This window comes from Anaerovibrio sp. (genome assembly GCF_045637405.1).
GTDB lineage: Bacteria > Bacillota > Negativicutes > Selenomonadales > Selenomonadaceae > Anaerovibrio.
Genome location: NZ_JAZTZI010000033.1, coordinates 1 through 23,981, shown reverse-complemented (window position 1 = coordinate 23,981; position 23,981 = coordinate 1). Strand labels below are relative to the sequence as shown.

28 protein-coding genes and 1 tRNA gene are annotated in these 23,981 nt (G+C 43.6%); 1 reads left to right on the top strand and 28 read right to left on the bottom strand.

Annotated features, from left to right (window positions below; translation table 11 throughout):
• Positions 1-9 precede the first annotated feature (9 nt).
• The 19 genes from ACKI5G_RS02555 to ACKI5G_RS02465 form a co-directional block, all read right to left on the bottom strand.
• Positions 10-834, bottom strand: a complete 825-nt coding sequence (locus tag ACKI5G_RS02555) for a hypothetical protein (protein ID WP_407397356.1) — start codon at positions 832-834, stop codon at positions 10-12.
• 66 nt (positions 835-900) lie between these two features.
• The gene (locus tag ACKI5G_RS02550) at positions 901-1,554 is read right to left on the bottom strand and encodes a hypothetical protein (protein ID WP_407397354.1); all 654 of its coding nucleotides are present in this window, start codon (positions 1,552-1,554) and stop codon (positions 901-903) included.
• 76 nt (positions 1,555-1,630) lie between these two features.
• The gene (locus ACKI5G_RS02545; RefSeq protein WP_407397352.1) at positions 1,631-2,083 is read right to left on the bottom strand and encodes a hypothetical protein; all 453 of its coding nucleotides are present in this window, start codon (positions 2,081-2,083) and stop codon (positions 1,631-1,633) included.
• A gap of 557 nt (positions 2,084-2,640) precedes the next feature.
• Positions 2,641-2,997, bottom strand: a complete 357-nt coding sequence (locus ACKI5G_RS02540) for a hypothetical protein (protein ID WP_407397350.1) — start codon at positions 2,995-2,997, stop codon at positions 2,641-2,643.
• A 365-nt stretch (positions 2,998-3,362) separates the two neighbouring features.
• A complete protein-coding gene (locus ACKI5G_RS02535) occupies positions 3,363-3,692 on the bottom strand; it encodes a type II toxin-antitoxin system RelE/ParE family toxin (RefSeq protein WP_407397348.1) in 330 nt (109 codons plus the stop codon).
• The gene (locus tag ACKI5G_RS02530) at positions 3,682-3,939 is read right to left on the bottom strand and encodes a type II toxin-antitoxin system Phd/YefM family antitoxin (protein ID WP_276840162.1); all 258 of its coding nucleotides are present in this window, start codon (positions 3,937-3,939) and stop codon (positions 3,682-3,684) included. The genes ACKI5G_RS02535 and ACKI5G_RS02530 overlap by 11 nt, the downstream gene beginning before the upstream one ends.
• A 149-nt stretch (positions 3,940-4,088) precedes the next feature.
• Positions 4,089-4,940 carry a histidinol-phosphatase gene (locus ACKI5G_RS02525; protein WP_407397346.1) on the bottom strand — a complete coding sequence of 284 codons (852 nt, stop codon included), beginning with the start codon at positions 4,938-4,940 and terminating at the stop codon, positions 4,089-4,091.
• Between the two features lie 53 nt (positions 4,941-4,993).
• A complete protein-coding gene (locus ACKI5G_RS02520; protein WP_407397344.1) occupies positions 4,994-5,791 on the bottom strand; it encodes an HAD family hydrolase in 798 nt (265 codons plus the stop codon).
• Positions 5,792-6,371: 580 nt separating this feature from the next.
• A complete protein-coding gene (nirJ2, locus tag ACKI5G_RS02515; RefSeq protein WP_407397342.1) occupies positions 6,372-7,364 on the bottom strand; it encodes a putative heme d1 biosynthesis radical SAM protein NirJ2 in 993 nt (330 codons plus the stop codon).
• Positions 7,364-8,554, bottom strand: a complete 1,191-nt coding sequence (gene nirJ1, locus ACKI5G_RS02510; protein ID WP_407397340.1) for a putative heme d1 biosynthesis radical SAM protein NirJ1 — start codon at positions 8,552-8,554, stop codon at positions 7,364-7,366. Before nirJ1 ends, nirJ2 begins: the two co-directional genes overlap by 1 nt.
• Positions 8,555-8,602: 48 nt before the next feature.
• A complete protein-coding gene (locus ACKI5G_RS02505) occupies positions 8,603-9,253 on the bottom strand; it encodes a TetR/AcrR family transcriptional regulator (RefSeq protein WP_407397338.1) in 651 nt (216 codons plus the stop codon).
• A gap of 121 nt (positions 9,254-9,374) precedes the next feature.
• A tRNA-Arg gene (locus tag ACKI5G_RS02500) sits at positions 9,375-9,452 on the bottom strand.
• Positions 9,453-9,528: 76 nt separating this feature from the next.
• Positions 9,529-9,888, bottom strand: coding sequence for a hypothetical protein (locus tag ACKI5G_RS02495; RefSeq protein ID WP_407397336.1), 360 nt, complete (start codon positions 9,886-9,888; stop codon positions 9,529-9,531).
• 11 nt (positions 9,889-9,899) lie between these two features.
• Complete coding sequence (gene yqeB / locus ACKI5G_RS02490) at positions 9,900-10,745, bottom strand: selenium-dependent molybdenum cofactor biosynthesis protein YqeB (RefSeq protein WP_407397334.1); 846 nt, start codon at positions 10,743-10,745, stop codon at positions 9,900-9,902.
• A gap of 3 nt (positions 10,746-10,748) precedes the next feature.
• Positions 10,749-11,411 (bottom strand): TatD family nuclease-associated radical SAM protein, encoded by a 663-nt coding sequence (locus ACKI5G_RS02485; protein ID WP_407397332.1) that lies wholly within the window; start codon positions 11,409-11,411, stop codon positions 10,749-10,751.
• Positions 11,412-11,450: 39 nt separating this feature from the next.
• A complete protein-coding gene (locus ACKI5G_RS02480; RefSeq protein WP_407397330.1) occupies positions 11,451-12,278 on the bottom strand; it encodes a pyridoxamine kinase in 828 nt (275 codons plus the stop codon).
• 36 nt (positions 12,279-12,314) lie between these two features.
• Complete coding sequence (locus ACKI5G_RS02475; protein WP_407397328.1) at positions 12,315-13,529, bottom strand: FtsW/RodA/SpoVE family cell cycle protein; 1,215 nt, start codon at positions 13,527-13,529, stop codon at positions 12,315-12,317.
• On the bottom strand, positions 13,526-14,176 hold the full coding sequence (gene trmB, locus ACKI5G_RS02470; protein WP_407397326.1) for a tRNA (guanosine(46)-N7)-methyltransferase TrmB: 651 nt from the start codon (positions 14,174-14,176) through the stop codon (positions 13,526-13,528). Before trmB ends, ACKI5G_RS02475 begins: the two co-directional genes overlap by 4 nt.
• 215 nt (positions 14,177-14,391) lie before the next feature.
• The gene (locus tag ACKI5G_RS02465; protein ID WP_407397324.1) at positions 14,392-16,308 is read right to left on the bottom strand and encodes a sigma 54-interacting transcriptional regulator; all 1,917 of its coding nucleotides are present in this window, start codon (positions 16,306-16,308) and stop codon (positions 14,392-14,394) included.
• 259 nt (positions 16,309-16,567) lie between these two features.
• Here ACKI5G_RS02465 and ACKI5G_RS02460 point away from each other — a divergent pair, with 259 nt between their 5' ends.
• The gene (locus ACKI5G_RS02460) at positions 16,568-16,906 is read left to right on the top strand and encodes a hypothetical protein (protein WP_407397322.1); all 339 of its coding nucleotides are present in this window, start codon (positions 16,568-16,570) and stop codon (positions 16,904-16,906) included.
• Between the two features lie 97 nt (positions 16,907-17,003).
• On the opposite strand, the gene atpC is transcribed toward ACKI5G_RS02460, so the two are convergent.
• The 9 genes from atpC to ACKI5G_RS02415 all read right to left on the bottom strand — a co-directional run bounded on the left by atpC (position 17,004) and on the right by ACKI5G_RS02415 (position 23,891).
• Positions 17,004-17,432 carry an ATP synthase F1 subunit epsilon gene (atpC, locus tag ACKI5G_RS02455; RefSeq protein ID WP_407397320.1) on the bottom strand — a complete coding sequence of 143 codons (429 nt, stop codon included), beginning with the start codon at positions 17,430-17,432 and terminating at the stop codon, positions 17,004-17,006.
• A gap of 3 nt (positions 17,433-17,435) precedes the next feature.
• Positions 17,436-18,848, bottom strand: a complete 1,413-nt coding sequence (atpD, locus tag ACKI5G_RS02450) for a F0F1 ATP synthase subunit beta (protein ID WP_407397318.1) — start codon at positions 18,846-18,848, stop codon at positions 17,436-17,438.
• 12 nt (positions 18,849-18,860) lie between these two features.
• A complete protein-coding gene (gene atpG, locus ACKI5G_RS02445) occupies positions 18,861-19,721 on the bottom strand; it encodes an ATP synthase F1 subunit gamma (RefSeq protein WP_027397625.1) in 861 nt (286 codons plus the stop codon).
• Positions 19,722-19,740: 19 nt separating this feature from the next.
• The gene (atpA, locus tag ACKI5G_RS02440; protein WP_407397316.1) at positions 19,741-21,258 is read right to left on the bottom strand and encodes a F0F1 ATP synthase subunit alpha; all 1,518 of its coding nucleotides are present in this window, start codon (positions 21,256-21,258) and stop codon (positions 19,741-19,743) included.
• A gap of 22 nt (positions 21,259-21,280) precedes the next feature.
• Complete coding sequence (gene atpH / locus ACKI5G_RS02435; protein ID WP_407397314.1) at positions 21,281-21,823, bottom strand: ATP synthase F1 subunit delta; 543 nt, start codon at positions 21,821-21,823, stop codon at positions 21,281-21,283.
• Complete coding sequence (atpF, locus tag ACKI5G_RS02430) at positions 21,817-22,320, bottom strand: F0F1 ATP synthase subunit B (RefSeq protein ID WP_027397628.1); 504 nt, start codon at positions 22,318-22,320, stop codon at positions 21,817-21,819. Before atpF ends, atpH begins: the two co-directional genes overlap by 7 nt.
• Positions 22,321-22,363: 43 nt before the next feature.
• Entirely contained in the window at positions 22,364-22,615 is a 252-nt protein-coding gene (gene atpE, locus ACKI5G_RS02425) for a F0F1 ATP synthase subunit C (RefSeq protein ID WP_027397629.1), read from the bottom strand.
• A gap of 166 nt (positions 22,616-22,781) precedes the next feature.
• Complete coding sequence (gene atpB / locus ACKI5G_RS02420) at positions 22,782-23,450, bottom strand: F0F1 ATP synthase subunit A (protein WP_027397630.1); 669 nt, start codon at positions 23,448-23,450, stop codon at positions 22,782-22,784.
• 63 nt (positions 23,451-23,513) lie between these two features.
• Positions 23,514-23,891, bottom strand: coding sequence for a hypothetical protein (locus ACKI5G_RS02415; protein WP_407397311.1), 378 nt, complete (start codon positions 23,889-23,891; stop codon positions 23,514-23,516).
• Between the last annotated feature and the right edge of the window lie 90 nt (positions 23,892-23,981).

Sequence of the window (23,981 nt, the reverse complement as noted above, 5' to 3'; positions counted from 1 at the left end):
ATATTATATTTACCACTCACCAGGCCCTAAACCATTTATCATACGATAAAAATCTATACTAGATTGACTTTGACCAGTAATACGTCCTACTCTGGCATCCTCGTCACTTCTATATCCGTGATTTGTATTTTGTGCAGATATTTTCTTATAAGACAGATTCTGATTTGTTATTTCGTAAGTTGCCCCCTCAACATATTTAAACTTAGTTGTATAACAGTTAGTTTCAACTTCTTTCATACCTTTAAGAATCTGCTTAATATCCCAATAACAATCATGCTGGTCAAGTTTTTTTCCGTCAGCTGAGCGTTGTATTATTGTTGCACTCCAAGAAATGGCATAGTCATTTTTGCTATGACTACAAGCCGTTACTTTAAATGACGGTCCACCTTCAGAAGTCCATCCATCATAGTATGTATTATAGTGTACTGTAGAATTATCTAAAAGCGCACCATCCCAATCTATCCACATAGCTGAAAGTTTCGTATCACTATTAAAACGCTTTTCTGTATTTTTAAAATTGGTCAACCTTAATTGCTGCGTAATAGTACCACCTGATGGTACGCACCAGTTAATACGATCATAACTGGCAGTTTCTTCATATGAAGTGCTACCATTTTCCTCAATAATATTATCTATTCTAAAATTAATATCAACACCATTTAAATAAACGGTTTGGGAGTTATTATTTTCAATTTTCAAATCAACAACTATAGCATGCTTGTCCCAATCATATTGTACATTTGTAATTTGCCCACCTAAATCAGTCGCCATTGCTAAAGAACTAAATGACAACAACGTCATAACAATCCAAAAACATATTCCTATTTTTTTCATTATCCCAATTCCTCACGCCTATTATTAATATGCCTTTCTACTGAACCCTTTTAAACATATATTTTCCTATTTTGCACTTCTGGTAAACTTATTGTAATTCGTTCTTATCCAAGCATAATAATTAGGAAATGCAACATCATCCAAGTTAGTCCAATTACCGAACTCACTGGTATCATATCCTAATGATGATTTAGTACCTGTTCCCACATGGTACTTATAAGCATCGACAATTCGTTGTCTATTATTGTTGACGTCTATTTCCAACGCACAAACCAAATACTCATTTCCATCAAGTTGCATTGCTCGTCCGTATCTGTCATAATCAATGCCTGATTTACTGGTGGCAAATAGGTTCATAACATTTCCATTTTCATTAACATATATGTTCTTGCCATTAGTATCACACTTTGCCTCCATATTCATCTGGTCAAATTTCTGTTGTTTAATTGTTTCCCACTTCGCTTTGCTTGGATCTAATCGTGTCTGCTTAACATTTTCAGATTTGGCAGGAGCTTTTGTTAACTCTTCCACCAATTTTTGTGTATTTTCAGCATCAAGTTCTTTTTGCTTTTTCTTTGCTTTTGCATCCTGTCCAGAAAGTAAATTATGTATTTCTGTACCAATAGTCACGTTATCACGTGTTGCCATATCATTTAAAATATAGAATCCAAAGCAAGCAACCATTATAAGTACAGTAGAAATACTACTATTATTTTTCATTCACGTTTTGCTCCCATTTTATTAAACTGTTCATATATATCTTTTTCCCTATGTGTATTTATAAAATTTTGCTACTTTATTTCTTCTTCCAATACACATCCTGCATAAAATGCCAACAATGAATCTTAGAACAATTATTATATGTATCATTGAAATCGAATTCTTCAGCATCATCTGGGATACTAAATGATTTTTTTGCACCATTGAGCTCTTGAATTCTCCAATAATAGTGAACATCTGTAAATGATCTAGTATCACCATGAATATTCCACATTTCCAAAAGGTATTGCTTTTTAAAATCATCTTTATACGTGTATATAATGGACGATAACTTATATACTTTTTGCCCCAAATCCATTCTAACACTACTGGTATCAATCAAATAGCAGGCCATGCCCTCATTATGATAATCATTTGCAACGATTATTCTGTAATTGTCATAATATCTCATCCCATTTACAAAAGGATGTGCTAATGCCATATTAACGCCACATAACAAAATTACAAATGTTAGCACTACTTTTTTCATTATGATTCTACTCTCCCTTTACTTATACAAATATCGTCAATTATAATATCAATTTAATCACACTATACGCATACTTGTTTTTATTAACGAAACTGTTGACTTGCATTAAATATCATTTCTGCAAGTTGTGAACAACCAATATACTTAAATCTTTTTATACTTAAACATTAACGAATCCTCCATTCAATTTAAAAAAATTACTTTACCCTACCCCAAACATGAGGATGCCCAGTCGGCCGCTGAGTAATGAAATCTGTACAATACCCAGCCGCTAGGCCAAGAGTATTAGGATCTTCTGATACATCATTTACGCTCATTTGGGTACCACACACTCTACATGCCCATACACCTGGTCCCCCGCTCTTATGTCCTTGTTGTATTACATTTCCGGAATTGCCATATTCTTCTCGGGTGGAAGCATTAGACGTTGAAACTTGGTCATTAGCTGCTAACTCGTTATAACTACAGCCAAAAGCACATAAAAGACTTTATTCACCTTTTTAAATTGAAAATATTCCCCATTATCATAACTCCTCACATAATAGACTCCAAAACCTTTAAATAAATCCTTTGGCAACATTAAATACTTGTTGGGTCAAACTATCCCTATATACTGGATAATCGCCAGTAGAAGGGATATTATCAATCATAAGGTTTCCCCACCATGTATTCCCCTGAAGATAAAATTTAGCTGTAGCAAAATGCTCTTCCTTGCCGCCGACTACAAATCTAACTCCATTTATTACAAGAAACTGATACTGAGAGCCAACAACACAGCTAGAGTCAACATATACCTGATATCCTTGATAATCACAAACATAATAATCTGCTGCAGATGCTGTTTCTGGCGCACTACATAACATCAATGTTAATGCAAATAATACTCCGCTAAATAATAATTTGATTTTTTTCATACTCTAACCCCTTTTCATATCCCCTAGTTATTTTGTACTGGCTAAACTCACTATACAATTGCTCTCAAAATCCCCCCAGACTGGCCTCCTCAGCCTTTATTTATTTCTTTCAGATTATTTTCATACTAAAAATTATATCATCAATGCCCCCCCCGCAAGACATTTGATTGTCCTTAGTGGATTTATGATTAGTGCAGTCTTGCAGTCCGAAGTATCTACAAACGCAAAAAAAGCTGCTGAACAAGGAAGCAATCTGCTATCCAGGTGCAACAGCTTTCAATTTTAGTAGCGAAGTACTGTTTTAATCCAAAAGTCCTGTTTATTAAACCCTTTTTATGTTATATTTTGCCTTCTACCTATTTATTCTACATGCCGCCTAAAATACTATCCTGATTACTTTTCCCATAAACAAACCTCAATACAACTATTTTCTTAGAAAAATCATCAACGATGTAATAAGCAATGTAGTTTTTTACCAAAAAATAACGCACATCATCACGTTTCAGAAACTCATTTTCTACAACCTTCCCAGCTCTAGGTTCCAGACAAAATTTGTCAATCTGATCGATAAACTCATCTGCTAAAGCTTTAGCCGCAACAACATTTCCCAAGTTAATTGAAATATAAGAAAGTACGTTATCAATGTCTGATTCGGCAGTGCTAGTCAATACATAATCATACTTTTCAGATGCCATATTTATCCCTCATCTTTTTAAGAGATTTTTTACCATCTACGACACGCCCTGCTTCATAATCAGCTATACCCTCATTTATCATACGTGCCTCATCTATTTTGCCCACTAAACGCTCATAATACTCAATATCCATTACTACCAACCGGCCATAACCATTCTTAGTAACAAACACAGGCTCATTTGACTCGGCACATCTTCGCTCTATCTCTACAGTGTTTTTTAAATCTCTCATTGGAACTATCTGCATAATTTCACCCCCAACGCAATATAGCCATATTTATATATAAATTATATCCAAAATTTAGCCACATCACAATGATTTATATTACTATCATACGCAAAAAGCTGCTGTACAAGGAAGCGATGTGCTATCCATGTGCAACAGCTTTTTTATTTTTATCCTAAATCCACCAGTGTCCGCTGGCGCTTGTCGAACATTACTCCCTTGGTGTAGCCGTAGCGGGCCACATACTCAATAGCTTCATCAATGTAGCTGCCGCAGTCCTCCGGCTTGTGGGCATCTGAGCTGGTTATTATCGGCAAATCAGCCTTGGCTGCCAGCTTCATAAACTTGTAGTACGGAGTTATTTCCGCAATCGGATAACGGTATACTGTACCCGTATTTACATCAACACACATATTGGCCTTCTTTAATGCCGCCACTGCCCTTTCCAGATATGGAGTGGCATCAAAGTAAGGAATCATGCGATAAAGACGGATATTATATGGATGCCCCAGCACATCATAAAGACCGCTGGCCACCATGTGCTCGATTTCCTGGGTATAAGCCTCGTAAATATCATCCAGGGAATGGTGGTTCCATTCCGCCATAATTTCCTCAGAATCATAGGCCCAGCCACGAATAAAGTGAATGGAGCCGATAATATAGTCAAAATCGTACTCCTTTAAAATCTCTGCCACCTGCTCCTGATTCCGGAAATTGCACACCTCTATACCAGTTTTGGCATTATAACCGGCTGACTTCAGCTTTTCCATGAATTCAAAATAGTCATCCAAGGTGTGCTTGAACTTATTGGACTTCAGCCACTGCTGCTGGAATTTTCCCACAAAGGAATCATCCAAAATCAAATCATCATAATAAAGCTGCTTAAACTCCGGAAAGGTATGGCTGTGCTCGGAGATACCGATTTCATCCAAGCCCCTTTTGGCTGCTGCCTCAAAGAAGCCCTTGGCCCAGTCAACATCATAATCCCCTTTTTCAAAATGCATATGATAGTCAAATTTCATACACGTTTCTCCTCTACCACTAATATACCCAAATGTCTAAATCTAATACTCTCTTAAATCAAACCCTGCTTTATTAATTCCTTTATCTGATACATAACGCCATGCTCTGCATTGCTCCTGGTGGTAAACCGTGCCACCTTTTTCAGCTCAGGATAGGCATTTTCCATGGCATAGCTATAATGCACCGACTGCATCATTTCATAATCGTTCATATAATCGCCAAAGGCGGCACATTCCTCAGGCTTAAAGCCGAATCTTTCCTGAATATGTTTTATAGCCCAGCCCTTGTTGATGCCCGGATTAAGTATATCCACCCAGTAGTTGCTGCTAAGTGACACTTGCTGCTCCGGCTCAAACTTGGTCAGAACCGGCATAAGATTATGCTCGGCATCCAGACCTTCACAATCTGCAAAGGCAATTTTAACAAATTCATCATCCACATCGTCAAAGCTGTCCACAAAAATGCTGTGGGTAAAGAAACGGCGGGCCTCATGGATATATGGCTCCCATTCCTTTCTTACATAAGCATTCTTCTTGCCACATAGAATGGCAAAAAAATGATGCTTGTCCGCCTCGGCGATTACCCGGTGTACCAAGTCCATATCAAGAACGCTGGAACAGATTTCCTTTTCCTGATAAATATTAAATGCACCGTTTTCCGCCAGGAACATAAACTCGTTCTTATATTCCCCCATCTGCTCCAAAAGGGCAAAATATTGGCGGCCGCTGGAAGGGGCAAAGATAACGCCACGCTTCTTCAGTTCTGCCATAACCTCCGGAAATTCCTCTGGCAAATTGCCATGTTCATCCAGCAGGGTGCCATCCATGTCCGAAAAAATAATCTTTATCATAAAATCACCAGTTTTCAAGCATATATCAATATTACATTCCATTATAACGCAATTGTTAATTTTTTTCTTCTAAAAAATGGAAAAACATTTTATAGCCACTAGCTCCTGCCATTTTTTATAAACAGGTCAGAAACTGTTGACTTCAGCTCGGGTCTCAGGACTAGAACTTTTTTTGCCTATTAATTACATAGCATGAAAAATCAAAACTCGCGTCGTCCTTTCAGGACTCGCTCAGACAATTGATTTTTCCTGCTAATTCCAGTATGGCAAAAAAGAGTTCATTAACGCCCTTCGCCCTAATGCTTCAGTCAACAGCCTCTGCCCTTTTATTAGCACATTATCTAAAAGGGGCAGAGGTAGATGGTCTTGAACGTACGGCATCGCTGCGTGAAGAAAGCTTTTTCTTGGTATACTACGCCTTAGTGGAAAAAGTCGATGTCTGAGCGTAGCGAGTTTCGACTTTTTTCGCTATTTAATAGAGCAAGAAAAAGTTTTAGCAGCGTGACCGTGTGAAAGACAATCTGCTTCTGCCCCTTTTCTATGATATTGTAATACTTGATAAAAATGATTAGTTTTCTTTTTACCCTTTACGTCCATGATACAGACACCATGGCTCCTCTGCCATATAGTCCCCATCATGGTAATATGCTGCCCTTGCCCGGCAGCCGCCACAGGCCCTCTTGAACTCACATTCACCGCAGCCACCCTTATATTCAAGGGTTCGCAAGGTATTCAGCACCTCATTATTCTTCCAAATCTCATCAAATGGAGTCTCCCGTACATCCCCCAGCTCCATGTTAAGGTATGCACATGGCTGGACCTTACCCCGTGGACTGATAATACAATATGCAGTACCTGCCAGACAGCCACGACGGAAGCGGGTCTTTATCCCCATCTGAGCCGCAATACGCATAAACTGTGGAGCACAGGTAGGCTTCAATTCAATATCCACCTCAGTCTGCTTCTTCATAATACGGGTAAGGGTTTCCTCATACTGCTCTGCCCGCAGGGACTCAGCCTCAATGGTCTTGGCACGGCCCGTTGGCACAAGGAAGAAGAAATGATGGGCCACAGCCCCCTCTGCCACAGCAAAATCAGTAATTGCCTCCAGCTCATGGTTGTTCCAGTCCATTACGGTTGTGTGAATCTGGAATGGCAGTCCCACTGCACGGCAATTTCTCATCCCCTGAACGGCACCTTCCCAGGCCCCTTCAAACTTACGGAACTCATTGTGCTTCTTCTTGTCCATGGAATCAAGGGAAATCCCCATACCCATGGCCCCGGCATCCTTTAGCTTCTGAGCCATTTCCAGTGTAATCAACGTACCGTTGGTACCAAATACACTGCGAAGGCCAAGAGATGTGGCATAAGAAACCAGCTCTAAAATATCCGGACGGGTAAGGGGCTCACCACCGGAGAATATCATTATCTTAAAACCTGCTTTGGCAATCTGATCCAGCAAAGTCTTGGCCTCTTCAGTGGAAAGCTCCTCCTCTGCCTTGCAGCCCGCCTCCCGGTAGCAGTGATCACAAAACATATTGCAGGCATTTGTTACGTTCCAGGAAACTATCATTATTTATTACCTCCGATAAGGCCAATTTCTTCATCAGTAAGATAGCAGGCAGGGTCAGACTCCCAAAAATCACCAGTTCTTGCCTCCGCACGGGTTCTGAAATTACCATTACAATTATCAAGGAACTTACACTTGCTGCAACGACCCTTTAAGAGATGCTTTCTATCCTTCAGGCCTGCCATTATTGGATGACTGGTGTCTGTCCAAATTTCGCTGAATTTCTTGTCCCGCACATTACCGAAGGTGTGGTGCTGGGTAAACTGATCAGGATGAACATAGCCGAATGGATCCACCTCACCAAAGGCAATGCCTGAGCGATTGCCGCCATTCATGGAAATAAATTCCTTTATCTGGGCAGCCAGCTTATCGTCCCCTGAGGCCAATGCCTTTAAGTACATGTAAACGCCATCACAGTGATTATCTACAGTGAGGATCTCCTTCTCAAGGCCTCTTTCCTCAAAATCCTTGGTGCGGCGGATAATAATATCCATAGCCCGACGTGATTCCTCAGGAGTAACATCCTCATCCATCATGGCATTTCCACGGCCTGAATAAACGAGATGATAAAAACATACGCGGTTAATATTTTCACGCTCAATAAAATCAAAAATATTATCCAGCTCCTGAATATTGTGGTGATTGATGGTAAAGCGAAGACCTACGCGCTGACCTACAGCCACACAGTTCTGAATTCCCTGCATGGCCTTCTCATAAGCACCATCAACACCACGGAACTTGTCATTTACGTTCTTTAAACCATCCAAGGAGATACCAACATATCCCACGCCAATATCCTTAATGCGCTGGGCCACCTCACGGGTTATAAGGGTACCATTGGTGGAAAGAGTAGGACGGACACCCTTATTCTGGGCGTATTCTGCCAACTCAAAAAAATCAGGGCGAATCAATGGCTCCCCACCGGAAAAAAGAAGTACAGGTACCTTGAAATCAGCCAAATCATCAATAAAGCTCTTGGCCTCCTCAGTAGTAAGCTCGTTCTGATACTTCTTGTTATCGGAGCTCATGTAGCAATGACGGCATTTTAAATTGCAGGTCTTGGTGGAATTCCACACCACTACAGGCCCCATGCCCTCACCGGCACCATTTTTCTGAGAGTGGGCACTCTTTGTATACCTTAAAGAATCCCCATAATACTCTCTCTTAAACAACAGCTTTGTAACACTAATCATCTTAAAATCACCTAAATATAACCCTATATAAAATAATCACACACAATATTAGTCTTTGCTGCAGATTCCCGCCAACAGCAAGGTCAGCTTCATTTCAATGTTCTTCTCAAAGGAAACAGGTATATGACTGAAGGCTGCCGCCTGAAACATAGAATGAAACATTTCCGCCATAATTTCCGGGGAAATATCATTTCTGAACTCCCCACTGGCCTGCCCGGCCTTCAAAAGATCAAGAAACTTTCCCATAAACTCCGGTGCCGGCATATCAATCTTGTGCCCACCACGGGGATTAGACTGAGTCATTGCTCCGGTAAAGAGCAACGGTAAAAGATACCTGTTTTCTCCCACAAGTCTTGCAGTGAGCATTACCATTTCCTTAAGAATAACCTTGTATCCGGGACTGGATTTCATTAATCCATGGAGCTCCTCGGACATAGTGCCTGCAAAACGGTTCAGCAAGCTAATGAGAATATCCTCCTTGGAATTAAAATAGTTATAAAAGGTTCCCAGCCCCATATCCGCCGCATTCATAATATCTGCAATGGATGTGGCCTGAAAGCCCCTTTCACTAAATTGAATCACCGCTGCATTTAATATATCATTGCGGGCCTTAATCTTTTTCTGCTCACGACGGCCCAGCTTTTCACCACGATTTTCCTGCATCTCTGTATTATCTAATGACTCTGGATGTCCTGCCATTACATTACCTCCTTAGATCCACAATTAATGAATCCAATTCACTTTTTAACAGCTTTCTAAGTATAACATAAAACAGCACAAAATAAAAGCGCAAAGCCAATGCTCTGCGCTTAATATTCAATGGTGACCCAGGAGGGACTCGAACCCCCGACCCCTTGATTCGTAGTCAAGTACTCTAATCCAGCTGAGCTACTGAGTCATAGTCGGTCTTAAATAACCAACACGAGTATATTACCTCAATATATAAGATTTGTCAAATATTTTTTTGAGTTTTTTCAAATCTCAGCTTTTTTCTCACCATCAGAAACCAAGGCTCCACTGAGCTTTACAAACTCCGTGTCTGCATCGGTACAGGTAAAAATACACTGATGATCCTTTTGAATTATCTGATTTTCCTCAGCAATACTGATATCCAGCTGAATGCGGTTGTTTCTATCCTTGCGGAAGGAATACTCGCCACGGGTACTTAGCCATTCATTAATCATTTCCAGATTCATAAAGGAGGCCTGCTTGTTATACTCCTTGTATTCATCTGTAGCAGCAGCTGCTGCCTGTTTCATATCTGAAAAGCTGCCTATCAAAAAGAATTCTGTACTCTTTTCAGTGGTCAGCAGCTTAGTTACAATATAAGCCATTTTATCATCCTCTATTTATTCTTCCATGGTAACAACCGTGACTTTTTAACATGGTTATGCTCCCATCCTACTATTACCTCCAGAACAGAACCGGATACACATCTTGTCTTGGCTGAAATACTCATACAGTTGGCCGGCTTGGTGCTGGGATCAATCTCCGCAATCTTAAGGCCGGTACGCACAGGGCAATTATCATGAAGCATACCTCTGAGTACACCGGCAATAGGTGTTCTTATCTCCAATACATGACCACCCTCCACATGAAGACGACCAATTAGTTCATCCTTATCGATAATATAAGCTGTAGGATGACCTGCCTCCAGATAGCCATCACATGGTGAGTTGATAGAGTGGGAGGCCCTCATGATTGCCCTGGCCTCAGCTATATCCTTCTCCGGCAGTGCAATGCCATCGCGAAGAATCCGCCCCAGATTATGGCCTCTGGCCGTTTCAATAACACAGGTCACATCCTGACCTGCCACAAATCCGGGACCAACCCCAATGGTCAATGGGGCCATATCCTTATTGGTACCCAGATTCCGCTTGGCATAAATAGCATCTACCAGCACCTTGGGTTTAAACACCTTCAGGGATTCCAGCCCCGGATCCACCATAATAACCAGCTTGCCCTCTTTTAACATTTTGCTGGCTTCCTTGGCATCATCAGCTTTATAACAGGTAACCCTTTCCACAGTGGTCTCTCCGTCATAAATAGCCTCAGAAAATACAATATTCCTACGGATGGCAGAAGGGTACTGCTGTTCCAGCATCAGAACCTTATAGCCGCAGTTGTACAACCGATGGGCAATACCTGTGGCCAGCTCACCGCCACCCCTGATCATAACAAGTTGTTTCATTTCTTAGCTGTCCTCATATATACGAACCCGAAGCTTCAGCCCCCGGTCATCACAAATCTTCTGGCAAAGATCAATTTCCTGTTGATTTTCCACCTTTTCCACTACAGTCATTACCACATTCGGCACATATTCCTTGCAATCCACTGCAAATTTCAGCATGGCATCAAAGGACTCAATGCCATACTTGGCACGGGTCAGCTCCAAATAACGCTCCTTGTTGGAGGCATTCAGGCTAATGGAAATCGTATCCAAAATCCCCCCGGCAAAATCACCAGCGGTACTGCGCCCATACATCAAATCAGAAAGGCCGTTGGTATTAAGGCGGGTTTTCACTTCAGGGTGAGTGTCCTTAACATACTTTAAAAGTTCCACCACTGCATCTATACGGCAGGTGGGCTCACCAAAGCCGCAGAAAACAATTTCCGACACCATGTCCCAAGGGAGCTCATCAATAAGTGACTTAACCTCATGGACAGAGGGCTCTTCCTTAAGCCAAAGAGAGCTCTGCTCTGCCATTTCCTTCAGATTGCGCAAACAAAAGGTACAGGCACAATTACACTTATTAGTGAGATTTACATATATTCCCCGCCTGCCTTCCGGCTGTTCCTTTAAACTGTCGGCCACTTGCAAATATCTGCCGCCGGCATGAGTTGCATAAACTATCATCTTGCCACCCCATATATCAAATAAACTATGACATTGAGCTTATCTTAGCTCAGTCAAAAACTCCTCAAAAGCCAATCCGTAATTCCACGGCAAATCCAGCTCACAGGTGTATTCCAAAACCTTATTGATAAAATCAGCAGCCTTTATAACCGCTGCCTCCAGTGACTCACCATTTACCAGGCTTCCAGCCACAATGGCAGCAAAGGCATCCCCGGTGCCGGATCTGTCATTCCCCACCTTGTCCTTCTTGATAATGCCCTGAAGGCCATCCTTTTCAAACAGATAGTTCTTTATGTGAGTATCATCACTAAGTCCTGTGATTACCACCTGCTTAGGGCCACGGTCAGAAAGAGCCTTGGCCATTTTGGCCAGCTCTTCCTCACTGATTCTGCCATTTTCCGGATATTCCACATCCAACAGCTGACAAGCCTCAGTGAGATTAGGGGTTACCAAATCGGCCCATTTTAAAAGCCGGCGCATTTCCCGGCACATTTCAGGAGTGTAGGATGAATAAAGACGTCCATAATCACCCATTACCGGGTCCACCATAACCCTGGTATTATCCCCCTTGAAGCGATGGATAAAATCCTCCACCAGATTAATCTGATCCAGGCTGCCCAAAAAACCGGTGCAGATACCGTCGAATTCAATTTTATGCTGGGCCCAGCTGTCCATATAAGGAGTCATACGCTGGGTATAATCATCAATAAAAGGATTTTCAAAGCCAGTATGTACAGATAATATAGCCGTGGGTAACGGACAGGCTTGAATCTTCATGGCGGAAATCAGTGGCAGCTCCACAGTAACGGAACACCTGCCAAAACCCGTAATATCATTAACCAACGCAATACGCTTCTGCCTTTTCATGCAACATCTACCTTCTATCATCTGTCATACAAAATACTATTTCACTCGTCTAAGATGCGGCCCGGATCGTCTCATTAGCTTAGGCTCCCTTCTCAGGACCTCCCGAATAAGCTCCTTTTCCTTTATCAGGGCTGTCTGTCTGCTGATATTAACCAAAATTCCTATGGCAAAAAGGGACATAACCAGAGAAGTACCACCATAACTTATAAATGGCAATGGTACACCAACAACGGGAATCATGCCACTTACCATAATGAGGTTGGCCACAGCCTGTCCCCCAATAAGGAGCAATACTCCCACAGCCAGCATCTGCCCATACATATCCTGAGCCTGCATGGCAATGGCTGCCGCATAACGACAAAACAGCATATATACTATCAAAATAGCCAAAACCACAAAAAAACCCATTTCCTGGCTAAACACAGCAAAGGCAAAGTCAGTATGTGCCTCCGGCAGATAATCATATTTGCTGAGGCCCTGACCAATACCCATACCAAAAAGGCCACCGGAGCCAATGGACATCAGAGACCTTACCGTCTGGTAGCCCTGATCCTGGGCGTAGGGCCATGGATCGTAGGTAACCATTAATCGTTCCAATCGATATGGCTGCATGTAAATCATAAAGCCCACCAATATCAGGGCACCCAAAAGCAACCATTTTAGCTTGCTGATATGGAGACCGCCCACCACAAGCATAATTATAGGGATACCTATAACAATACAGGCAGTACCCATATCCGGCTCAACATAAACCAGCAGGGCCATGACCCCCACCACGCCCAGCTGACGATTGAAGAGATTGACTTCCTTGCCCTGTCCATTTCTGAAAGAAATATAATAGCCAGCCAGCATAATACTTACCAGCTTGGCAAATTCCGCAGGCTGGAAGGAAAACCCCGGGAGGGGAATCCAACGGCGGGCACCGTTAACAGGATCCGTAAAGAGCAGCACAACTAAAAGGCAGGCCATCAGTACAACTGTTACCGGCATTATCAAAGAACGCCATTTATGGTAATCCACCCTGGCTCCCACATAGCACAAGAGCAGCCCCAAAATCATGCTGACAGCGTGCCTTAGCAAAAATGCATACGGACTCCCATAGTCCCTTTCAGCCATAACAAAGGTTGAACTGAACACATTAAACAGTCCAGCAATAAGCAATATTATCATCAAAGTCATAATGGCTTCATGGTTGTTTTTCCATAATTTGACGCCCTGTCTGCGTGGTGTCAGTGGCTCTACTTTACTCAAAGGAAGGTTACCTCGCAACGATTGATTTTTTCACCAAATCCACTAAATTTACGCTCATACTCAGTCATAATATTATCTGGCCTATTTTCCGCATGAAGATCAAAGGACACATCATCCACCTGAAGTCCAGCCTCCTCAAACTGCTCAAGGGAGAAGTCAAAGAGAGGGCGGTTATCTGTCTTAAACACCAGCTTGCCAGGATGCTTCAACAGCTTGGAATAGCGCTTCAAAAAGCCCACATGGGTAAGACGGCGCTTAGCATGTCTTGCCTTTGGCCATGGGTCGCAGAAATTGATATAGAACTGGTCTACCTCGCCTTCAGCAAAAATCTCCTCGATATTGTTAATATCAAATACCAGAAGTTTTACATTGGTAATACCCAGCTCACGAATTTTTTTGGCAGCCATGTAAAGCACATCCTGCTGTGCCTCAATACCAATGAAATTTATATCAGGATGACGGAGAGCCATCTGACTTATAAAGTCTCCCTTGCCGGTACCCAGCTCCACATGAAGGGGAGCCTGACGATCAAATACCTGAGCCCACTTCCCCTTCTGATCCTCAGAAGCAGGATTGTCCTTATGGAACACAAAATCATCAAAATTATGAATAGCCTGGTCAACCCAAGGCTTTCTACGTAAACGCAAACTTATCGCTCCTATTCAAATATTGTATTGCAGTGGCAAATTGATTTGAGCATTAGGTTTCGATGCGTAAATAAACTATTTTTTTAATCTTGCACATTGGGAAAATATCCATTGTTTGAGCGTAGCGAGTTTGGATTTTTACCAATGCTAATTAAAAATAAAAAATAGTTTTAGCAGCGAAACCGAGCGAAAATCAAATGCCACTATATAAAATTTTACTTTTTCTCAAAGCCATACTTTTTTAGATAGCGGTACAGGGTAACACGGCTTACGTGAAGGAGATTTGCCATACGGGATACATTGCCCCCCGCAGCCTTCCACGCCTTTACGAAAATATCCTTGTCTTCCTTCCACTTATTATCTGGCTTCACATCCCCCATGAGGTTAATATCCTCAGGTCTGATAACACCATCTGTGGTCTTGAAGAAGGCCACCTCCAGCACCCCCTGAAGCTGCTTGATATTCCCCGGCCAATCATAATTGGTAAGGATATTCACAGTTTCATCAGCAATGGTCTTTTGCGCCATCTGATGCTGGCTGGCCAGCTCATTGACAATATGAACTGCCAAATCCCGTATATCCTCCCGACGGTTTCTCAGGGACGGTATACGGATCACACTTCTCGAAATGATATCATATAATTCTCTTGCAAACAAGCCTCTTTCCGTAAGACGCTTCAAATCGCTGTCACATGCCCCTACAATGCGCACATCAATAGAGCGGTCCACATCCTCGCCTACCCGGTTGGACTGGGATGTATTGAGGGCTGCTGCCAGCTCTATAGCAATATTCTTTGGCATCTTCTCTATTTCATCAATAAAGAGAGTACCACCAGAAGCCAATTCCAATTTACCCGGATGACTGATTTCCGAATTAAGGGCTACACCAAAGAGCTCCTGCTCCAGAATTTCCGGGGTAGTATCCCCACAATGAATTGTAATTAGAGGTCCTGCCGCACGAGGGCTGGCCTGATGAATACCGTGGGCCATACGCTGCTTGCCTGTTCCCGCTTCCCCCTGAATCAACATATGGTGCTTATTTCTGGCAATGCGCAGTGCCTTATCCTTAATGGAGCTGAAGTTTGTACCGGCACTTACTAGGGAATTCAGACTGTATTTCGCTGTAAAGCCTGCCGCATGGGCCACCAAAGTGCGCAAATCCTCAATCGGCATAGACACTGCTACTACACTGTGAACGGTTTCATCCCCATTGTAATCCAAAGGCACTACTGTGGTAATATCCTCGTAGGTCTTGGCCTGAGTAATCCAGGTAACCTCCTTATTGTAGGAAGGCACCCCTTTAAATCCGCGATATATTGGGGTGTGACGGTAATTCATTATAACCTCGTTAAGGTTTGTCTTCACCTCATTATTATCCTGAGGCCGGGCTCCAATACCCATGAGACGGCTCATCCCCAGCTTATTGGCATATGCCACCTCATCTCCTGCCATTACATGATATACCGCAAAAGGAGTTGCATCCAATATAGCCTCCTGGGCCTTGATGCGGGTAAACTGATGAAGATAAACCTCCAGGGACTCCTTAATGGTAAGAAGCATTGCAATAATAGCATCCTGAGGCATATCAGTCTGCTCCACCGCCACCAGAGAAATAATATACTGCAGCTCATTATCAACAATAATAGGTGCTGAGCAGGCATCACTTTGCTGGCATTCCGCTGCCCACATCTCAGGGCCAAAAAGCCAAAATGGTGCCCTGTGCTCGTAAGCAATACTTATGGAAGAAGTACCAACCTCCTCAATACCGACCCTTACCCCCTCAATCTCGCCTGGGGTCATCTGGTAAAACGGCATTGAATAGCTCTTTAACACGGTGCAATTTGCATCAAGAATAAGCAGACTTATATTATACTTCTGGAAGAATTCCCGAACATTGGCACTGATATCCTCCAGATATTTTATAGCCGGACCATGGAGCTTTTGGGCCTCCTTCAGCTCAACCTCAGAGAGACGCCTGTCCGTGGACATTTTATCCGATGGTACCTTTAAGGCAGCGCTTTTTTCCCAGGACTTGGCCACCCAGGGATGAACATTGGGATCTATTTCTCCTGTTTCGATAAATCTATGATAATATGCTTCCAGCTTTTCACGACTGCGACGTTCTCTAATCATAAAAACTTTCACTCTCCAATCTATTAAAGTAAGTTAGTTTAAAAGTAAAACGATTCTAAAACTATACATATACACTTATTTTAACATTAGTGATTTTTCTCTGCAAATTTTCCGGCCTAAAAGTTACAATTAAACCTCAATTATGCCCTATATAATGTAATATTTTGGTTGGCGACTTTTTTCAAGGTAGTAATTATGATATAATCTCATTGTCTGTACAATAATGTATTAGAATAAAAAGGAGAATGGTGGTTTATAGATGTCTACTCAATATAAGAAAATTCAGAAGAATATCTCCCCAGCTGCTGAGGGAGCAAACAGCAAGTCCAATATGAAGCCAAAGGCTTCCAGGGATTTACTTCTTCTCATCATGATTGCCCTTACCATGTTCGTTATGGCTTTGGGCTGGCAGACCCTTGATCAGATTGGCGTGGCTATGTACACCTGCCTTATGATTGGTATGGTTGTGGTATATATTAATCGTCACGGCAACTTCACCGACAAGGTTCACAGAATTTTGGTGGGCGTAAGCATGGGTACTCTCTTTGCTTCCGTTGGTCTCTTAGGGCTCAGCGTATACATGCAGTATTTTGCATAATAGCATCAAATCAAACCGGCTTTCCTCGGAGAGCCGGTTTTTTATTGTTTTTTGTACGTAAAAAAGACTGGTCCGAAAACCAGTCTTTTCCATTTTATTAAATTTCGCCTTTGGTTCCCAGAGCCTTAAGACGAGCCAATGCACGCTGCAGTGAAGCCTCAGCACGGAGAATATTAATATCCCCACGGGCCTCGCCACCGGCCTTATAAGCCTCGATACGCTGTTTGGCACGTTCCATGGACTTACGGGCACGATCTGCATCAATGTCCTCAGGAAGCTCTGCCACGGAAGCCAACACAGAAATCTTTTCCGGCTGCACCTCCATAAAGCCACCGCCTACAGCCACCAATTTCTCGGTGCCCTCAAGCTTCACCCGCATAGCATGAGGCACAAGGCCTGTTACCAACGGAGCGTGATGTGGCAAAATACCAAGCTCACCATCAGTGGAACGGACAATCAGCATATCAATATCAGCAGAATAAACGATCTTATCCGGAGATACAATCTCTAGCTTTATTGTAGCCATGGATTATCCCTCCTTTTTCATCTTCTCTGCCTTCTCCAGAACCTCTTCGATACCGCCTACCATATAGAAAGCAGCCTCTGGCAGTTCATCGTATTTACCCTCCAAAATCTCCTTGAAGCCACGGATGGTATCACGAAGTGGAACGTACTTGCCAGGTGTACCGGTAAAGATTTCTGCTACAGCAAATGGCTGGGACAGGAATCTCTGAATCTTACGGGCACGGGCTACTGTCAGCTTATCATCATCGGAAAGTTCTTCCATACCAAGAATTGCGATGATATCCTGCAATTCCTTGTACTTCTGGAGAACTGCCTGAACGCCACGGGCAACCTCGTAATGCTCGGAGCCAATAACATTTGGATCCAGAATACGGGAAGTGGAATCCAGTGGGTCCACTGCTGGATAAATACCCAGCTCAGCAATCTGACGGGACAGAACTGTGGTTGCATCCAGATGGGTAAAGGTACCGGCTGGTGCAGGGTCTGTCAAGTCATCGGCTGGTACATATACAGCCTGTACTGAAGTGATGGAACCCTTGTTGGTGGAGGTAATACGCTCCTGAAGGGCACCGATATCCGTAGTCAGAGTTGGCTGATAACCTACTGCAGATGGCATACGTCCCAGCAGCGCGGATACCTCAGAACCAGCCTGAATGAAACGGAAAATGTTATCAATAAAGAGAAGCACGTCCTGACCCTGAACATCACGGAAATACTCCGCCATGGTAAGTCCGGTAAGACCTACACGCATACGGGCTCCAGGTGGCTCATTCATCTGGCCATAAACAAGAGCAGTCTTGTCAATAACGCCAGACTCGGTCATCTCAGACCACAAATCGTTACCCTCACGGGTACGCTCGCCTACACCAGCAAATACGGAATAACCACCATGCTGGGTTGCGATGTTATGAATCAGCTCCATGATAAGAACTGTCTTACCTACGCCGGCACCACCGAACAAGCCGATTTTACCACCGCGGGAATATGGAGCAATAAGGTCAACGACCTTAATACCAGTCTCCAGAATCTGGGTTGCAGTCTCCTGCTCATCAAACTTAGGAGCTGGACGATGAATTGGCCAGAACTCCTTGTTGCCAACTGGTGTTGGATTATTGTCAACTGTCTGACCCAATACGTTAAATACACGGCCAAGGCAAGCATCGCCAACTGGAACCTTAATAGGAGACCCAGTATCTACAGCTTCCATGCCACGGGTAAGACCATCAGTAGAGCTCATGGCGATACAGCGGGTAACACTGTCACCCAAGTGCTGCATAACCTCTACTACCAGATCTATTTCCACGTCGCCGGCTTTACCCTGGATTGTAATTGCATTAAGAATCTCTGGCAGTTCACCTGCGGGAAATTCAATATCTACGACAGGTCCGATTACCTGTACGACTTTACCGTTTGCCAATGGTAAACCCCCTTATTTAAGTGCCTCAGCACCGCCCACGATCTCTGTGATCTCGCGGGTTATGCCGGCCTGACGAACTTTATTATAGTGCAAATCAAGTTTTGCGATAAGCTCCTGAGCATTATCCGTAGCGTTACTCATGGCATTCATGCGGGAACTGAGCTCACTGGCTGCTGCCTGTAAAAGTGCCGCATAAATAGTGGTAACGAGATACTGTGGCAAAAGATACCCCAGCACCTCAGCTGCATTAGGCTCATAGATGTATTCTGAACGAATTTTCTTCTCCTCGCCCTCCTCGGTGGCAAGATTGCCAAAAGGAAGCAGCTTAACAGTTTCAGGAACACAGTTGATTGCAGAAATGAATCTGGTATAAACCATGTACACTTCCTCAATTTCACCGGACTTGAAACGCTCAATGATATCCTCCGCTATATCCTTGGCATTTTCGAACTTCGGACGCTCGCTGATGCCAATATATTCGCCGGAAACATCATAGCTACGGTTGGAAAAATAATCTCTTGCTTTACGGCCCACAGTTATAAGCTGAGTATTGCCCTTATCCGCCACCTGGGCAACTGCCTCCTTGATGGCATTACTGGAATATGCTCCAGCAAGGCCCTTATCGGAAGCGATTACCAGAATAAGGCGCTTTCCACCTGGATATACCTCCAGAAGTGGGTGGCTGAAATCAGTCACATTGGCGGCAACATCAGATACGACCTGAGCCATTTTATCTGCATAAGGCTTATTGGCAACAGCAGCCTCTTTAGCCTGACGAAGGCGGGAGGTTGCTACCATGTTCATGGCATTTGTGATTTGCTGTATACTCTTTACGCTCTTGATACGACGGCGTATGTCCTGTAAACTAGCCAAATAAAATCACCTCGCTGCCTTATGCCATTTTGTAGGTTACAGTTTCCTTAAATTCCTCAATAGCCTTGGAAATCTCAGCCTCTAAAGCATCATCCAGCTTTTTCTGATCTGCAATCTTCTGAAGAACATCCTCATGCTCGTTGTGCATAAACTTCAAAAGATCACCCTGGAAGGTAACAACCTTGTCCACTGGAATATCGGTCAGGAAGCCACGAACTGCGGAGAAGATTACTACAACCTGTTCCTCTACAGCCAGTGGAGAATACTGAGCCTGCTTCAAAGTCTCAACCATACGGGCACCACGGTCCAACTGAGCCTTGGTAGCCTTATCCAAATCGGAAGCGAACTGTGCGAATGCAGCCAACTCACGATACTGAGCCAGATCCAGACGCATGGTACCAGCAACCTGTTTCATAGCCTTGATCTGAGCACTACCACCTACACGGGATACGGACAGACCTACGCTGATGGCAGGACGGATACCGGAATAGAACGCATCAGTCTCCAGCATAATCTGACCATCAGTAATGGAGATTACGTTGGTAGGAATATATGCAGAAACGTCACCTGCCAGAGTCTCGATAATTGGCAGAGCGGTAATAGAACCAGCGCCTAAATTATCGGAGAGCTTCGCAGCACGCTCCAACAGACGGGAATGTAAGTAGAATACATCGCCAGGATATGCCTCACGTCCTGGTGGACGACGGAGCAGCAGTGACATTGCACGATATGCACCCGCATGCTTGGTAAGGTCATCATATACGCAGAGGCAGTGACCGCCTTTGTACATGAAGTACTCTGCCATAGCTACACCGGAGTATGGAGCCAGATACTGAAGCGGAGCACTATCAGAAGCCGTAGCAACAACTACGATGGTGTATTCCATAGCACCGGCATCTTCCAATGTCTTAACTACACGGGCAACGGTGGATGCCTTCTGACCGATTGCTACATATACGCAGATACAGTTCTGGCCCTTCTGGTTCAGAATAGTATCTACAGCAATAGCGGTCTTACCGGTACCACGGTCACCGATAATCAGCTCACGCTGACCACGGCCAATTGGTACCAGAGCATCAATTGCCTTCAGACCAGTCTGGAGTGGCTCATGTACTGACTTTCTGTCAGCGATACCAGGAGCCTTGTACTCTACTGGACGGTATTCAGTTGTGTTGATAGGTCCCTTGCCATCAACAGGGCGGCCCAGTGCATCAACTACACGGCCAACCATGGCTTCGCCTACAGGAACCTGCATGATGGTGCCGGTACGTTTTACCATATCGCCTTCCTTGATGGCAGTATCGCCACCAAGAATAACTGCACCAACGTTGTCCTGCTCCAGATTAAGAACAAGACCATATATATCGTTACCGAAATCAAGGAGCTCACCGGCCATAGCCTTGCTGAGGCCATGAACGTGGGCGATACCATCACCGATTTCGATAACAGTACCTACATCATCAACATTCAAATCAACATTGTAGTTCTTGATTTGATCCTTGATAATGGCTGTTATTTCTTCCGGATTCATTTTCATACTTCGCTGTCACCCCATTTTCTCAATTACTTGCCATCAATTCAGCCTTCAGTGCCTGCAAACGACCGGTTACACTGCCGTCGATGCGTCTGTCACCGATTTTTACAACTACGCCGCCAATGATTCCCTTGTCCTCGTGCATGCGAAGCTGTACCTTTTTGCCGGTCACCTCTTCCAATTTGCTGCCAAGACTTGCCTTGAGTTCTGACTTCAAATCAAATGCACTGGTTACATCAGCGATTACAATGCCCTGTGCTTTGTTGGACATTTCCTGATAGCACTCGTTAATGGCTTCCAGTAATACAATACGACGCTTGTCCACCAGAAGCAGCAAAAACTTAAACATCAAGTCAGAAACCTCACCCTTTAATAGCTTGGTAATAAGGTCCTTCTTGGCTTGAGGCTGTACCTGCGGGTTGGTCAGGAAGCCCTTAAGATCAGCCTGGGAAAAAAGGTCGTGGCTCACCTGAGCAAGCTCCTTGCCGTATTTTTCAAGCTGATTTTCCTCTTTGGCAATCTCAAAGATTGCAACCCCGTATTTACGGGCAAGCTGTATATTTAACATGGCAAATCACCAATCTTGTCCTTATCGAGCTGGTCGATAAACTCCTTGATAAGTGCTTCATTCTCAGCAGCATCAATATTTTTGGAAACGATTTTCTCAGCTGCGGCAATGGAAAGTGCAGCAACCTGTCCCTTGAGCTTTTCAACTGCCAGAGCGCGTTCCCTCTGAATTTCCTGCTGGGCAGCATGCTTCATCTGATCGATTTCAGCTTTGGTGGTCTGCATGCTGGCCTCATGATCTTCACGAGTGCGCTTTTCTGCCTTGTCAATGATCTCCTGAGCCTTTACACGGGCACCTGCCAGCTGCTCCTGATACTGCTTCAGGGTAGCTTCAGCAGCTGCAGCATCGTCGTCAGCCTTTTTAATACTGCCGGCGATTCTTTCCTCACGCTCTTTTAACATCTTAACAATAGGCTTGTACGCAAAAATACGGAGAAGAACAACAAGAACCAAGAAGTTAAGCATCTGCGCAATTAATGTTGCGTTAATATCAATCAATTCTATTGCCCCCTCTACTTAATAGCCTCATCGGTAGCGTTGATTACTTGATGAGTGGATTAGCGTAGAGAATAATCAGGGCAATAACGGTGGCGATAATACACATTGCCTCGATCAGACCTACAGAAATCAGGGTATTAGTGAAGAGTGCGTTCTTAGCCTCAGGCTGACGGGTCAAGCCCTCAATAAACTTACTGGTTACCAGTGCATCGCCTAAAGCTGCACCAACTGCTGCCAAACCCATAATAATACCTACACCGATCATAGCTGCCGCTACCATAACTGAATGTTCCATTAGATAATCCTCCTTAAAATAAATAACGATTTTTCTGTTTTCTTCGTGATAAACTCCGTGCAAAATGAAATTTTGCACTACGCCCTTACAGGAAATCTAAAGCTCATCTGCATCCTTCGGATTTGATTCACTAAGATTTCCTAGTAAAAATAACGAGAAAACGCCCTTACTCCTCACTGTCCTTTACTGCATTGGCCAAATAAGCCAGGGAAAGGCTGGTGAAGATAAATGCCTGTACTCCGCCGATAAACAAACTGAAAGCCAGCCATGCTACAGATGGGAGAATTGCCCATTTAGCCAGCATAAGCAAAATAATGATGAGAATCTCACCTGCCAGAATGTTACCAAATAGACGGAAGGCCAGTGTGATTGGCTTGGCGATTTCCTCAATAACGTTAATGATAACAAAAATTGGGAACGGCTGGAAGAAATGCTTAATATAATGCATTCCCTTCATGTACACGCCCAAAGTATGTACCATAACGATAATGAAAAGTGCCAGGCCCAAGGTGGTGTTCAGATCATTTGTCGGCGATGCCATAGTAGGCACCAGACCAAGCCAATTGGCTACAATCAGGAAAAGGAACAATGTTACAATCAATGGACAAAGGAATTCTCCCTTTGGCCCAAGACTGGTAAGCGTCTGTTCCCTAAGCCACACGATGAGTCCCTCAACAATGTTCTGGGCACCAGTTGGTACCATTTTGAGGTTCCTGGTGGCAAGTATAGCTATTAATAAAACAATGGCCATACTTATCCAGGTCATCACCAGTGTCTCCCAATTGAAGGTCAGGCCGGCAAACTGCACTGTTTCGCGAACACCGATTTCATGCATAACCTATACCCCCTTCTAATGTATCCGGCCCATGCCGGACACAACATGAGAAATTATATTGACCTACAGATATCTTCTGTAGTTGTTCTGTATCAGCATAACCATACCCAGAACATAAACAATGGCGAAGCCTGCAACCACAGCTGCAAACTGTTCCACCGAAATCTGGATAGCCGTGCCAAATACCACCAAAAGCAGCACCAACCGTAAAATAAGTCCCATTGCCATGGTACTTTTCGCCTGGGCCACAGTCATATCTGCACTGCGCCACAGTCTTCCCAGCATGACACCATACCAGGCAAAGCCCATGAGATAACCGGCTGCCAAACCACAAAGCAGGACCATCTGCTGATATACCAAAAGCGAAACCGCAGCCATGGCAGTCAACACTCCCAGTATTTTTAACATCTTGACGATGTTAGTCAATATAACTTCCCGCATATTCCTCCTCCGACAAGTTTTATATTTACCCGTCTTCGTTGAATATAGTTTTGCTCTGCAACGGAAAAATCCGATACAGAATAATTATAA

What these genes read in the sequence shown, in the direction of transcription:
- ACKI5G_RS02530 (WP_276840162.1), bottom strand. Translation starts at nt 3,939, where the DNA reads ATGCAGATAGTTCCAATGAGAGATTTAAAAAACACTGTAGAGATAGAG.
- ACKI5G_RS02460 (WP_407397322.1), top strand. Translation starts at nt 16,568, where the DNA reads ATGTCTACTCAATATAAGAAAATTCAGAAGAATATCTCCCCAGCTGCT.
- ACKI5G_RS02480 (WP_407397330.1), bottom strand. Translation starts at nt 12,278, where the DNA reads ATGAAAAGGCAGAAGCGTATTGCGTTGGTTAATGATATTACGGGTTTT.
- atpH (WP_407397314.1), bottom strand. Translation starts at nt 21,823, where the DNA reads ATGTTAAATATACAGCTTGCCCGTAAATACGGGGTTGCAATCTTTGAG.
- atpB (WP_027397630.1), bottom strand. Translation starts at nt 23,450, where the DNA reads ATGCATGAAATCGGTGTTCGCGAAACAGTGCAGTTTGCCGGCCTGACC.
- ACKI5G_RS02415 (WP_407397311.1), bottom strand. Translation starts at nt 23,891, where the DNA reads ATGCGGGAAGTTATATTGACTAACATCGTCAAGATGTTAAAAATACTG.
- atpE (WP_027397629.1), bottom strand. Translation starts at nt 22,615, where the DNA reads ATGGAACATTCAGTTATGGTAGCGGCAGCTATGATCGGTGTAGGTATT.
- nirJ1 (WP_407397340.1), bottom strand. Translation starts at nt 8,554, where the DNA reads ATGATTAGTGTTACAAAGCTGTTGTTTAAGAGAGAGTATTATGGGGAT.
- ACKI5G_RS02535 (WP_407397348.1), bottom strand. Translation starts at nt 3,692, where the DNA reads ATGGCATCTGAAAAGTATGATTATGTATTGACTAGCACTGCCGAATCA.
- ACKI5G_RS02495 (WP_407397336.1), bottom strand. Translation starts at nt 9,888, where the DNA reads ATGGCTTATATTGTAACTAAGCTGCTGACCACTGAAAAGAGTACAGAA.
- ACKI5G_RS02550 (WP_407397354.1), bottom strand. Translation starts at nt 1,554, where the DNA reads ATGAAAAATAATAGTAGTATTTCTACTGTACTTATAATGGTTGCTTGC.
- atpC (WP_407397320.1), bottom strand. Translation starts at nt 17,432, where the DNA reads ATGGCTACAATAAAGCTAGAGATTGTATCTCCGGATAAGATCGTTTAT.
- yqeB (WP_407397334.1), bottom strand. Translation starts at nt 10,745, where the DNA reads ATGAAACAACTTGTTATGATCAGGGGTGGCGGTGAGCTGGCCACAGGT.
- ACKI5G_RS02485 (WP_407397332.1), bottom strand. Translation starts at nt 11,411, where the DNA reads ATGATAGTTTATGCAACTCATGCCGGCGGCAGATATTTGCAAGTGGCC.
- atpA (WP_407397316.1), bottom strand. Translation starts at nt 21,258, where the DNA reads ATGAAAATGAATCCGGAAGAAATAACAGCCATTATCAAGGATCAAATC.
- ACKI5G_RS02540 (WP_407397350.1), bottom strand. Translation starts at nt 2,997, where the DNA reads ATGAAAAAAATCAAATTATTATTTAGCGGAGTATTATTTGCATTAACA.
- ACKI5G_RS02520 (WP_407397344.1), bottom strand. Translation starts at nt 5,791, where the DNA reads ATGATAAAGATTATTTTTTCGGACATGGATGGCACCCTGCTGGATGAA.
- ACKI5G_RS02545 (WP_407397352.1), bottom strand. Translation starts at nt 2,083, where the DNA reads ATGAAAAAAGTAGTGCTAACATTTGTAATTTTGTTATGTGGCGTTAAT.
- ACKI5G_RS02505 (WP_407397338.1), bottom strand. Translation starts at nt 9,253, where the DNA reads ATGGCAGGACATCCAGAGTCATTAGATAATACAGAGATGCAGGAAAAT.
- ACKI5G_RS02555 (WP_407397356.1), bottom strand. Translation starts at nt 834, where the DNA reads ATGAAAAAAATAGGAATATGTTTTTGGATTGTTATGACGTTGTTGTCA.
- ACKI5G_RS02525 (WP_407397346.1), bottom strand. Translation starts at nt 4,940, where the DNA reads ATGAAATTTGACTATCATATGCATTTTGAAAAAGGGGATTATGATGTT.
- ACKI5G_RS02465 (WP_407397324.1), bottom strand. Translation starts at nt 16,308, where the DNA reads ATGATTAGAGAACGTCGCAGTCGTGAAAAGCTGGAAGCATATTATCAT.
- nirJ2 (WP_407397342.1), bottom strand. Translation starts at nt 7,364, where the DNA reads ATGATAGTTTCCTGGAACGTAACAAATGCCTGCAATATGTTTTGTGAT.